The following is a 12,506-nucleotide window of genomic DNA, read 5'->3' on the forward strand; positions in this document are numbered from 1 at the left end:
TGTGGTGTTAAGAAACTCGGTTTTTTGAAAAAATGAGTTATTCAATAATTAGTTAAAATTCGGTTAAGAGTTAAAGGTAAATGCTGTTTTTTTTCTTTCGCAAATTGGGACGGGGTAAGGTTTTGGTGTACGATAGTAATGTAAAATGTCGAAGCCTTTTTCGGGATTGCATCTCTAGCTAAACTTTGATGTCATGCCTAAACGCCTGTTGATAGTAGAATCTCCTGGTAAAGTTAAAAAGCTGAGTAAAATTCTGGGAAGTGATTGGATTGTTCGTGCTAGTTGCGGTCACATTCGAGAACTCAGCAATGAAGGTGAGGATTCCTTGGGCTTTATTATGGATGGCGATCGCGTGCGGTGTCGCTACATTCCCCGCAATCAGCAAGCGAAGGAAACTATTAGTAAGTTAAAAGCTGCGGCTAATCAGGTTAATGAAGTTATTTTGGCTACAGACCCCGATAGAGAAGGGGAAACAATCGCGTGGCACCTCAAGGAAGCTTTGGGATTGAAGGAGCCGAAAAGGGTTGTTTATACGGAGATTACGGAAGCTGCGGTGCGGGCTGCTGTGGCTAAACCCCGCAAGCTTGATACTAATTTGGTTGGTGCTGGATTATGCAGGGATTGCTTAGATAAGTTAGTTGGTTATAAGGGAAGTCCGTTAGTTTGGGCTTTGAATAATGGTGCAAAAAGCGTTGGTAGGGTTCAAAGCGCTACCCTACATTTAATTTGTCAGCGTGAGAGAGAAATTCTGGCTTTTGTACCCCAGGATTATTGGAGCGTTTGGGTAGACTATGCTGAAGGGTTCCGGGCTTTTTATAAAGCAATAGTCGCCGTTACTCCGCCGTGCAACGGCGGAGCCGTAGTGCACCGGCGTTCCCCGGTCAATTCTCCACCGGAAACAGTACAGCAAGATGCTCAAGAGAATGATGACACGGTAATCAAGCAGTCAGAAACCGCAGAATCGACTCGTGTACTTTCCGAAGCTGAAGCCGAACGGTTGGTGACTCAAGCGCGAAATCATTCTCATAAAATAGTGCAATACGAAGGAAAAATTGCCAGCCGTCAACCACCTCCACCTTTTATTACTTCGACTCTGCAACAAGCTGCTGGTTCACGGTTGAAATTTGCTCCTGAAAAAACTATGCTCGTAGCACAAAAGCTGTATGAGGCTGGTTTAATTACTTATATGCGGACAGATTCGGTAATGTTGAGTCCAGAGTTCTGTGCTAGCGTCCGTAAGTGGTTGGAGCAAAATGACCCGCAAAATTTACCCCAGACAACAGCAAGACATCGGAGTAATAAAACTGCTCAGGAAGCTCATGAAGCTATACGTCCTACTGATGTATTTCGTCCTTCGGTTGAGTTGCGGGTTGAACTTACCCCGGATGAGTTTGATTTGTATGTAATGATTTGGAAAAGAGCGGTTGCTTCTCAATGTCGTGCAGCGCAGTTACGTAAAACTTTGGTCATAATTCAATCTGGTGAGATACTTTGGCAAGCGAGAGGACAGGTAGTGGAGTTTCTCGGTTATGCTAAATATTGGTCAAATTTGAGTAAAGATACACTTTTACCCAATTTACAACAAGGACAAATACTAACTTTAGAAAATGCTGGTCATGAGAAGAAACAGACTCAACCACCACCACGGTACAGTGAACCAAAGTTAGTTCAATTAATGGAGCGGAAAGGAATTGGTCGTCCTAGTACTTATTCTCCCACAATTGCAACTTTGAAAAAACGTGGTTATGTGGAGTTAACAAAAGCAATTTTACAACCGACAACTTTAGGTCTTGAGGTAGATGACTTTTTAGAGAAAGCTTTACCAGATTTATTAAAAACTGAGTTTACTGCCAAAATGGAAGATGCTCTTGATAGCATTGCTTCGGGAAAAGAACCTTGGCAAAAATATCTTACAAGTTGGAATCAAGATTACTTTGCACCAGCTTTAGTAAAAGCGAAAACTGTACCCGTCGCTGCGTCAAATGGAAAGAAAACAACAGTAGCAGAGCGTGAATATGAAAAATCTAGAACTCGCTGTCCTGAGTGTAATAATTATCTAGCAAAAATTAAGAGCAGTAAAGTTAAAAAGAAATACTTTCTTAAATGTGTCAGCGGTTGTGAAAATGTGGTTTTATTCTGGAACGATTATAACAAAACATGGCAAGCACCAGGTTCTAAAACAGAGAAGACTACACCTTCTCAAAAATCTCCGGGAAAAGTTACCAAGTATCCTTGTCCGGTATGTAAAAAACCTTTGGAAGAATATAATTACACAAAAGATGGACAAAATAAAACGATGTTACGCTGTTCCGATTCCGAATTACGTAAAGATAGCAAACACAAAGAAGCCGTTTATTTCAACACAGCCAAAGGATGGTGGAGTCCGAAATATGGAGAATTGAAAGATTAAAAAATTTTCAAATTAAAAAAATTAAGAATTGATTTTATTTTGGGTTTGAGATTGTATTGTGAAGAAAGATTTTTGTAGATTGTAGGTACTAATAAAAAGTTGCAAACAAATCAATGAGACTTATAATCAGCTTGAAAAACCGCTTCATGCAGTAGTCTAAATATTCAGCAATTACTGCTCGTGATTAATTATTAAGAAATAAAACTAAAAGGTTGACTTTTTGCCATTTCTCGTTGTTGCTGTAAACGTTCTTGCCATCTTAATACTCTTTCCCATCGTTGTTGGGGAGAACTTAATTTCTGAGTGAGAATTTTCTCAACCATTGGTGTAAATATGGGTTCAATTTCGTCAAACACTTCCAGAGGATTTTTACCATAAATACTAGGGATAAAAGGAATTTTACCCACAATAGTATCTTGGTGTTCCGCTTCAAAAGCTTCAACTTGGGGAAACTGATTGAGACATTTATTTAAAACGTAAACTACCGGAATTCCCAATTCTTCATCAATAGCGCGGATATCCTCGGAAATTGCGATCGCATCGGGAGTTGCTTCTACTACTACAACCACCACATTCGCACCAATAGGTAAACCAAATCTACCGGAATCCTCACCACCACCACAATCAAGAACTACAATCCCGTTTGTAGACAGCGCTAACCAAGCTTTTAAAGGGTTTAAAGTTGCGTGAGAACAACGAGTAGAGTATAGTTCTTCCATCCGCATCGCACTGGTTCCTACCGACATCAAAGCGAGTTTATCATCAAGGGATTTTGTGTATTTTTGAGTAAAATAGTCCGGTGGTTCAACCGAAAACTTCTGAACTCGCTCGAATGGAGTACCGTAAAATTCGCGGTAAGTTTGTTCGGAATCTAGTTGGTGATAATCGTAAAAATCTTGCTCAGCTTGAGTTATCAGTGGAAGTTGTTTTAACTGTTCTTCCCCATACCCTAGATAATGAGCAGCAAGATAGCGTGAAAGTGACCTATTAGTGTCTGCATCCGCTACAATCATTTCTCGATCCAACTTTCTCAAACCTTGGATTAAACCCAGTGAAGTGAAAGTCTTACCCGTTCCACCTTTACCCATCAAAGCTATGACAAGTTCGTTATCAAAAGATGCATTAACTGTATTGATAGTCATTGCGATATCTTAAGGCTGAAAAAATATTTGTTTCAATGACAATAATAATCATTCGCGTTGAGAGAAACAAGTAGTATGAGGCAATATAAAACAAGTGCTAATTATAACTTTATGTTAGAAAAACTACTTTTCAACAAAGCTTTCCGTATTATCTTGATTATTTTTAGCGTATCATTTTATGGTTGTAATAATTCTGACAATTCAACAAATAGTTCATCTTACACAACAACTGTAACTAAAACTACAGTTGAGAAAAATTTACCGCAAGTTGTGGCAACTACCAGTGTTTTATGCGACTTAACAAAACAAATTGCCGCAAAAACAATTAATCTTACCTGTTTAACTTCACCATCAATTAATCCCAAAATTTATCAACCAACTCCATCAGATCAACAAGCAATAAATCAAGCGAAATTAATTATTTTTAATGGTTACAATTTAGAACCAGGATTAGAGAAATATATTCTTTCGAGTAAAAATCCTGCAACGAAACTTCCAGTAGCGAAAATTGCCGTACCCACACCATTAATGATAACCATAAATGGGAAAAAAGTAGCCGACCCTTATGTATGGCACAATGCGAAAAATGCGGCAAAAATGGTAGAAGTAATTGGGATTAATTTAGCTAAATCAATACCCGAAAATGCCGAACTTTATCAAAGTAATACTAAAAAAATCAAGAATCAACTTTTACAATTAGATAGTTGGATAAAAACTAGAATTGCAACTATTCCTGCGAATAAACGGACTTTAGTAACAACTAATAATGCAATGGCTTATTACGTTCGTGCTTATGGTTTGAAATTAGCGGGAACTTTAAGGTTTATTAATCCTACAGAACAAATATCCGATGTGAAAGTTAACTTACTAACTAAAACACTGCAAAAAGCTAGCGTGCCAACAATTTTTGTCCAGCCGACAGTTAGTCCTCAATTAATAAAAACCGTGGCAGAAAAAGCAAAAGTAAATATATCACAAAGACAGCTTTTTGCCGAGAATTTAGGTTTACCAGGAAGCGAAGCAGACACTTACCAAAAAATGATGACAGCCAATACTCGTACTATTTTAGAAGGTTTAGAAGGAACTTATTTGATATTTGAAAAATAGAGAGTTAGTTGACAGTTGACAGTTGACAGTTGTTGGTTGATAACTGATAACTGATAACTGATAACTGATAACTGATAACTGATTTCACCATCCCCAACTACCGGGAATTCCTTTAAATGGCCCGACTATATCTTTAGTTATCCAACCACCATAAAAATTTCCTGGTTGTGGTTCGACTTTTTCTCCGTTTACGTAGCAACCATCCATAACGTGAGCGTAAAAAGCTACGTAATCTTTAAGTGATGCAAATGCTTCGGTGGGGTTAGTATAGAACCAGCAGACATTTTGGGCTTCTTTCTCGCCTACTTTCAGAGTGTAATAACTAGCACGTCCTTTCCATTCACAAAAACTTGATTGCGGTGTTTGGATTAAATATTCCATTTTGATGTCTTCGGGTGGAATATAGTAATTGGGAGGATGGCTGGTTTCTAAAACGCGCTTTGCTCCCTTGGTATCGGCAATAGTCTCACCGTTAAAGATGATTTGAATATGTTTATCAGTATCTTCTAAACGAGGGGGACGGGGATAATCCCATACTGATTCTTGTCCAGGTTCGGGTTCTATGGGTTGGGGATGGAACATTTTGGATTTTGGATTTTGGATTGATAAATATAGTAATTGTACTATCCCAGAAGCCCAAATCTCTATTCGTCGGGTTTCTCCTCAAACATACCCGTAACAACTCAAAATCATCCTATAAACCCGACTTCTTACAAAACGAGAAAATCCCCAAATACCTATAATTTTAATTAACTAAATACTCCACAAGCAACGATCGCATATAATCTAAAGTACGAATGTACGCCTTAGTGTATGGATAATCATCACCTGTTTCCAGGTAGAATAAAGCGATGGCAGGTATATTAATCACCGCAAGAGAGTGTAATTTTTCTACTGCTTGCTGTTTATTTTTTACCTGATCCGTCACCAAGATTTGACTTGCGTAACCTCTAATATCTACCGTTAAAAGTTCAAGTTCTTCCAATGGTGTAAATTCATCATCAGATTGAGATAACAATGAAGCTATTTTCTTTGTTTCTGATTTGATATTTTTATAATCATTAGTTAGCTGATTTAATAAACGATGAATATAAATTTTATGAATATCTGGATTTTGGATACTTAGAACTGTATCAGTCATCATTAACACCATATGTAACTATTTTTTCAGTACCAAAGCGGTCAATTCTTACAATCAAAAATTCACTCCCCTTACGGTAAACAGCAGAACCATCTTGACGAAAACCATTTTTGGGAACTCTAATGGCTCCCTTTTTATTAAAATTATGCGCTTTACGCAAATATTTCAATGGCTCAAACTCTTTTCTTAAAGCATGGTCTAAAATATTATGGGATACAGTAATATATGTAGCAGCATCCCACTCGTTGATATACTTTTTAATCTCAGCGACTTCTGTTTCTGAATATCCCTCACAAAGCTGTTCTAAAAATGGATCAATAGATGATTCATCTGTCATAGTCAAAAATTACAAGTAGATGCTGATTGTATTTCACTGATAATATCAAGCGATGGCAATCTGCAAGACCCCCATTCGTCGGGTTTCTCCTCAAACATACCCGTAACAACCCAAAATCATCGTAGAAACCCGACTTATTGCCCAGCGGATATTTAGAATATTGCGCTCCAATCGAGTAAATTTTATCGCTAATTTCTCTGCCAAATTTTAATAGTTTTATCTAAACTACCACTGACTAAGATATTTCCTTTTTCAGCAAAAGCTACCGCAGTGACAGTGTTATTATGCCCTGTAAAAGTGTTTAGTAACTCTCCCGTTTCTAAATGCCATAATTTAATCGTGTTATCAGCACTTCCACTAGCAATAATTTGCTCATCTTGACTGATTGTAACTGTATATACTCCATCTTCATGTCCTTCAAGAATACGAAGCAATTGTCCTGTTTTCAAATCCCAAACTTTAATTGTTTTATCTGTACTCGCACTCACCATAATTTTTCCATCTTTACTCACCGCTAAGGAACGAACTATGTGAGAATGACCTGTAAGAGAATGCTCTAATTTTACCTTTACGTCACATATTTCTTGATTAGGAGAGATTTGCCAAACTTTTATTTTCCGATAGCTACCCGTAACTAAAGTCTTTCCATCTTGACTGAAAATTAAAGAATGAGCCGCAGTATCATCTAAAGAAAGCGTCATCGCAACTTGACGATCGCTCATATCCCAAAACTGAATTTTGCGATCGTCACCACCAGTAGCTAATATTTTACCATCAGGACTAAAAGCAACACAGCGAACCATGCCATTATGTTTATCCATGATATCAATCAAGTCTTTAGCACCTAAATGCCAGATTTTGATAGTACAATCAGCCCCACCGCTTGCTAAAATTTGTCCATGAGGACTAAAGGCTAAATAATTGATTTCATCTGCAATTCCGGTACGAACCCAAGGATATTCCGATAAAGTCGCAATTAAATCACCCTTTTTTAAATCCCAAATTTTTATTTCTCCTCGACTTCCACTAGCTATTAATGATTGGGAATAATGTTGATTTTTAGGTGTTAAAGCAATACAATTAATTCCTTTAATATGTCCAGTTAAGGTCTGGGAGCATTGCCATTTACCTATTATAGTTTGTAGAGGATGATTTGATGAGAGAGTTGCGATTGTTTTGGCTTCTTGAATATCATCAACTTTTTTCGGCAGATTTTTCTGGTTTTTAAGTAAATTTAAGTACCAAGATAATCCTCCTGTATACAGTAATTTACTTGGGTTAACATGAGTTTGCAAACCGTTAAATTCAATTTGATTCGTTGGTAAAAATCCAGCAATTAGAGCTTCTTTTTCATATCCTCTTTGTCCGGAACCAGGGAAAAATAAACATAAAAAAAATAAAATTTGGTAATTATTTAAATCTTCTTGAGTGATTGTCCAACGTACTTTATCTTTTTTGAGACTATTAAAGCTTTCTGAATCAGAAATACAAGCTCTAATTTTTATTTCGGGGTCATTTGTAACTAAAAAAGAATATTTACTTTCACCTCTAAGATTTCCTTCATCATCTAAAGGAATATTTGTTAAAACATCTAGGGGTATCTTTTTCACCAGCTTACCAAAACAAGCTTTCATCACCTCTTCAACAATCAATTCCCGCAACAAATAACTTTCAGCTTGGTGTTGAAAAAAAGTGGCAAAAGGTATTGTCCAATCAGGGTCTTCGGGATATTCTAATGGAATTGGTGGCGGATTTCGAGCCAGAATTTCTGCTTGTTGACGAGCATTTTCCATGAGTAAAGTCAATCTTTCACCCCAAAATGCCATATATTCTCTATGACAACCTTTAAAACTAGTTTCGAGCAAACTAATCTCATAAGTTTTTGGTTTTTTGATTCGCTCAAGAAAGTCGGCTTGTAGAGCTTTTAGTAAGTTAATAGAATTTACGTCCATACTTTAATGCACAACCTTGAATAATTAACTTAATTTAAAAGAAGACAATTGTTTCTCGTTGATCAAGTAAAGTCGATTAATATCCATAAAAAAAACATAAATCAAAATAATTTTATTTCTTTTAATACAGCTAATCTGGTTAAATCAGTATTTTAAATGTTATCAATAATTCCTTAATGGTACAAGCCCCAAGATTGATTTGTGGGGTTAATCCAAAATCGATTTTGAAAAGTTTGCGGGGCTAGGAGGAATCTTCCTATCTAACTTTTCGCAAAATTTAAAACTTATACTGAGCGGAGCGAATTGCTAGAGACAGCTACTAAAAATAATTTTTGAATCAAATTGATCAATATTACTTGTTTGTAGTGGAAGTAAATTATAGCGAAATTATAGAGATTGTGTAGTTTTTAGTTGATTTCTAGCTTTTCTCGGCATCCTCTGTAGTCACGATTGTTTCTAAAAAAGCGATTCTCTCTTCTAATTGCTTAACTTGGGAATTATTATTTCCTCCAAACCATACCGCAAAAGTGGCAACTGCTGCTCCTATAATCGTCGCTAGAGGTAAAATTGCACCAGTTTTTGTCACCATTACAAGGGGAATGCAAATTGCCAGCATTCCTCCACTAACTCCCCAAATTACAGATGTGGCAGCAACTCTTCCAATTTTTTGCATTTTTTGCGAGTCTTCTTCTAATTTATCCATAAGTTTTGAGCAAAGTATAGCAATGGGATATTGGTTAAGACATGATATTTTTGCTTTTAAGGGTTGGGGGGAAATCTCCTAAAAGGCTACCGCCATAACAGCAAAAATATAGAGACATGAAGTCTCATGTCTCTAGAAAATGTCTTACATTCTATTTTAGATAACTCTATTTTTACCAGAGTTGGATATCAAAGCTATTTGTCTTCAACATACATTTTTGGTTCAACCGCGAAGTTATCGAGTTTACCCGATTCATCAATAATGTAACCGTCGGTGGTGTTTAATGTACCTTCTTCTTGCTTCTCTAAAGCTTTAACTTGCTGTTTACTCTCTTCTGTCGGGGTATTCGCTGGGATTTTTGCATCAGCGGGATTCACTGCGGTTGTTTGTGCCATTTGCACCCCGCTATGATTATTTCCGGGCGCACCTTTTCCAGGTTCTGCTAAATCTGGATTTTCTGGTAAAGTTTCTTTTTCTTCGTTATTCATATATTTGACCTCTATTTTGCTTTGAAAGCGATATTAATCACCTTTGATCTAATATTGATTTTTGGTGACTAATTATGATTCACATACTTAGTTATTTACGAATTTACCGCGATTAATACTTAGATTTACTCTTTCGCTAGTTATATTTTTTTGTCTTTAAGGTAGGACTTATGATATTGTCATAATTGGTGGCCGGTGCGTGACGCTATAAATCTCATTGCTACGTTCAAATTTTCTCATAGCGTCACACATCCTACAGGAAAAATCTCCTCAATCAAATCAACTTACCTTTTCAGTTTGATAGATTTGTTGTTCTCGATTAATAAAAATCTCAGCTAATGCCTGATAAGCTTGAGTCCACGCTGTCATGATTTCTTCGCTTGCAGCGTCTCCCAATACATCTTGAATTGCTTGCAATAAACATTCGCCGACAATGGGATATTGTTCTGGTAAAACGTGGGTTTGTACGTGACGATGAGCAACTTTATCTACCATTGCTTTTAATGCTTCTAAATCATCGATATGAGTAGCATAGCTATAAACTGCGGTAGCAAGTTTAGCTGGTTGAGTACCATTCGCTTGTGCGGACATATCAAATTGTGCTTTCACTTCTGGATGAGTGCGAAACATAATTTCGTACATCCGAGTAGTAATTTTTTGCCCATGTTGTTTGATTACGGGAGCGGTAGATTTGACAATATCAATGGTTTGTTGACTAATTTTTTTCTTGGCAAGATGTTCGGATAAAGTCAGCACAAATGCCAGATTTTCTTTTGCTTGTAAAGCATGGGGTGCATTTGCCCGCATAAAGACAAATACTCCTGGTGCTAAAGCAATATCTTTACCTTCTAAATTCAGGTTTCCCGTTCCTTCTACTACTGTGATTACAGCATTACGAGTGGAGGTATGTTCATCAATTTCCGTACCTGCTGCCAAACAAAATAAGCTGTATTGACTGTTATTATCTTTGAATATAACTTTACTGAGAATGCCACTTGTAGGATATTCAATTAAATCCTGCAAAGTAGTATTAAAAGAATTGTTGGATGTTGTCGTATTCATAATTTGATAAACTCCTATTTATTCAACTAAATGACCAATAATCAATTACTAATCTTTGCCCAAAAAACGATGTTACCGATATTATGACGCTGCTGTTGAAAGCTACGGCGCATTTGTAAGACTCTTTGACGTAAATCAGAATTAGTTAAAACATTCCAGACAATTTTGATTGTTCTGAATAAACCTTCATCCCGAAGTATCCGATCAAAGTTAAGTAATCCCATTGCTCCTGTTTGCTGCTGTTGTATGCTTAAACCAGCTTTTTTACAGACTGTTTGCCATTCTTCTATTGTTAGAGGATTAGCATTCACCCGAATAGTTTGAGACAGACTTTTACGCACTTCTGACTCATGACTACGAACCAACATTTCATGGGAAAGAAACTTCCCTCCTGGTTTCAAACAGTCTTTAATTGCTGATAATATCTTGGCTTTTCCTGTATTTGATTGCATGGTTAGTATGGCTTCAGCCAAGACATAATCAAACTTTTCTGTAATCTGATTTAACTCAAAGATATCCCCTTCAATAATAGTTATTCGATCTGATAATCCCGCAGCTTTGATGTTTTCTCGCGCTTTAGCTACGCTATCTGGATTGTTCTCAATTCCCACAACCCGGACGTTAAATCTTTTCGCTATTTCAATTGCACTTTCACCAAAGCTAGCTGCTAACTCTAATACTGTTTCTCCTGGTTGAAAATTAGCCCAACTAAATAGTTTTTCTGTAGCTGCTTTTCCTCCGGGACGTAATATTCTTTTTCCTGCTGCGGCTAAAACTTGATGACCTGGTGCAGTGGCATAATTAAAAGTAGTTGTCATGAGTCGTATCCAAACTCGATACTCTTACTTTGACATCAAGTTTTAGTCCCGTCTCTGAGGTAGCTCATATTTAAGTGTAAACTTTTGTTTATCGGACGCTTGGGTTAAACTACAAACAGGTTTAGTGAATGATTTTTAATGAGGGGATTGATGTCGGGGAAATTATCGAAACCTTATCAACCATTATTACTACGTGTTCTTCACGGTTTAACTGGCTTATTCGCAATTTTAGCTGTTATTACGGCTTTCTGGACTTACGATGTTTATGATGGGCGTTGGGGACAAATTCCACTACCCAAATGGACAGAAATTGAAGGTATTCATGGTACCTTTGGACTGTGGACTTTACTTATTTTTCCTCTATTTGCTATCTATGCTTTTCATCGTGGTCAAAGTCGATTAATTCAGTCAGATTCTTTAAGTAAACTAACTCGATTTGGACAACCAATTTGGTGGTATACTCTGCATCGTTTAGTTAATACCTTGAGTATTTTGGCATTAACTTTTGCTGTTTATTCGGGCAAGATGATGAACGAAAAGTGGCTACCCCAAGGAGAACTTAATCATTCCTGGTACTATGCTCATCTGATTTCTTGGCTTGTCTTAGTAAGTTGCATCGCGCTGCATTTATTAATGAGTATTAAGGTTGGAGGTGTACCTTTAATCTTATCAATGATTAATTGGCGATTTCGTAGTAAAGATAGTCCTAATTTGTGGCGCAAAAATATTGCTAATTGGCGTTCTGATTTTGATATAATAATGATTAAGCAATGGCTATCATCTCTCTCTTTGCTTAAAATTATCGAAATTTTTGTATTAATTACTATTGTTTTAGCTTGGATAATTTCCCTCGTCAAAGAAGTTGGTTAATTACTCTTTTTTCCCCAGAAGATTATCTAAAAAATAATCGCACCAGACACTGAGAGCGCAGAGGAAACACGTAAAAAGAGATAAAGTCTTATTCTGAATTTCTCACAATTAAGTGGTAAGCGTTGAAGGCAAGTTTGGTCAAGGTAAAAGAAGATTTAGTCTTAATCGTGTGATGACTAAACTTTCTCATACTTCTAAAACTGCAATCGCCATCACTTTTTTAGTAATGAATCTTTCTGCTTATCTCTCACGTTTATTAAGAGCTTTTTTGTGCTTCTGCATTCAGAAATCGATCTTTTTTACAGTCTGACATTAGCAATCATTATGACTTTCTTGTTTTTTATAAAAAAACTTATTTTTTGTCCTTCCTTGAATAACCAATGAATCTCCATCTCACTTTTTTATGACTTTTTCAGCAACCCCTACATTATTTACAGCAACGGAGCAAGTAAATGAAGTACACCCCTCCCCAACCC

Annotated in this window: 12 protein-coding genes and 1 pseudogene; 4 read left to right on the forward strand and 9 right to left on the reverse strand. The window is 36.7% G+C overall.

The annotated features are described in order from the left end of the window. Positions 1–193 precede the first annotated feature (193 nt). A complete protein-coding gene (gene topA / locus IQ247_RS12030) occupies positions 194–2,410 on the forward strand; it encodes a type I DNA topoisomerase (protein ID WP_193920229.1) in 2,217 nt (738 codons plus the stop codon). Positions 2,411–2,601: 191 nt separating this feature from the next. Here the strand turns inward: topA and IQ247_RS12035 are convergent, their stop codons facing one another. Then, a complete protein-coding gene (locus IQ247_RS12035; protein WP_193920231.1) occupies positions 2,602–3,552 on the reverse strand; it encodes a nucleotide-binding protein in 951 nt (316 codons plus the stop codon). 75 nt (positions 3,553–3,627) lie between these two features. On the opposite strand from IQ247_RS12035, the gene IQ247_RS12040 reads away from it, so the two are divergent. After that, entirely contained in the window at positions 3,628–4,659 is a 1,032-nt protein-coding gene (locus IQ247_RS12040; protein WP_228059679.1) for a metal ABC transporter solute-binding protein, Zn/Mn family, read from the forward strand. An 84-nt stretch (positions 4,660–4,743) separates the two neighbouring features. Here the strand turns inward: IQ247_RS12040 and IQ247_RS12045 are convergent, their stop codons facing one another. The 8 genes from IQ247_RS12045 to IQ247_RS12080 form a co-directional block, all read right to left on the reverse strand. Continuing rightward, positions 4,744–5,241, reverse strand: coding sequence for a DUF427 domain-containing protein (locus IQ247_RS12045; RefSeq protein ID WP_193920232.1), 498 nt, complete (start codon positions 5,239–5,241; stop codon positions 4,744–4,746). Between the two features lie 163 nt (positions 5,242–5,404). Beyond that, positions 5,405–5,803: a hypothetical protein gene (locus IQ247_RS12050; protein WP_228059680.1), complete on the reverse strand. Its 399-nt coding sequence runs from the start codon at positions 5,801–5,803 to the stop codon at positions 5,405–5,407. Beyond that, a complete protein-coding gene (locus IQ247_RS12055; RefSeq protein WP_193920236.1) occupies positions 5,793–6,137 on the reverse strand; it encodes a hypothetical protein in 345 nt (114 codons plus the stop codon). Before IQ247_RS12055 ends, IQ247_RS12050 begins: the two co-directional genes overlap by 11 nt. Positions 6,138–6,325: 188 nt before the next feature. After that, the gene (locus tag IQ247_RS12060) at positions 6,326–8,089 is read right to left on the reverse strand and encodes a WD40 repeat domain-containing protein (RefSeq protein ID WP_193920239.1); all 1,764 of its coding nucleotides are present in this window, start codon (positions 8,087–8,089) and stop codon (positions 6,326–6,328) included. A gap of 418 nt (positions 8,090–8,507) precedes the next feature. Next, positions 8,508–8,792 carry a hypothetical protein gene (locus IQ247_RS12065; protein WP_228059681.1) on the reverse strand — a complete coding sequence of 95 codons (285 nt, stop codon included), beginning with the start codon at positions 8,790–8,792 and terminating at the stop codon, positions 8,508–8,510. 194 nt (positions 8,793–8,986) lie between these two features. Further along, positions 8,987–9,280: a hypothetical protein gene (locus IQ247_RS12070; RefSeq protein ID WP_193920241.1), complete on the reverse strand. Its 294-nt coding sequence runs from the start codon at positions 9,278–9,280 to the stop codon at positions 8,987–8,989. Between the two features lie 279 nt (positions 9,281–9,559). Continuing rightward, positions 9,560–10,342, reverse strand: a complete 783-nt coding sequence (locus IQ247_RS33390; protein ID WP_193920242.1) for a globin domain-containing protein — start codon at positions 10,340–10,342, stop codon at positions 9,560–9,562. 41 nt (positions 10,343–10,383) lie between these two features. Continuing rightward, positions 10,384–11,160: an SAM-dependent methyltransferase gene (locus tag IQ247_RS12080; protein WP_193920243.1), complete on the reverse strand. Its 777-nt coding sequence runs from the start codon at positions 11,158–11,160 to the stop codon at positions 10,384–10,386. 150 nt (positions 11,161–11,310) lie between these two features. Between IQ247_RS12080 and IQ247_RS12085 the strand changes: the two genes are divergently transcribed. Continuing rightward, entirely contained in the window at positions 11,311–12,030 is a 720-nt protein-coding gene (locus tag IQ247_RS12085) for a cytochrome b/b6 domain-containing protein (protein WP_193920244.1), read from the forward strand. 118 nt (positions 12,031–12,148) lie between these two features. Next, a pseudogene (locus IQ247_RS12090) lies at positions 12,149–12,340 on the forward strand (transposase); the annotation flags it as partial. Positions 12,341–12,506: the final 166 nt, after the last annotated feature.

It is taken from the genome of Plectonema cf. radiosum LEGE 06105 (assembly GCF_015207665.1).
GTDB lineage: Bacteria > Cyanobacteriota > Cyanobacteriia > Cyanobacteriales > Nostocaceae > Rivularia > Rivularia radiosa_A.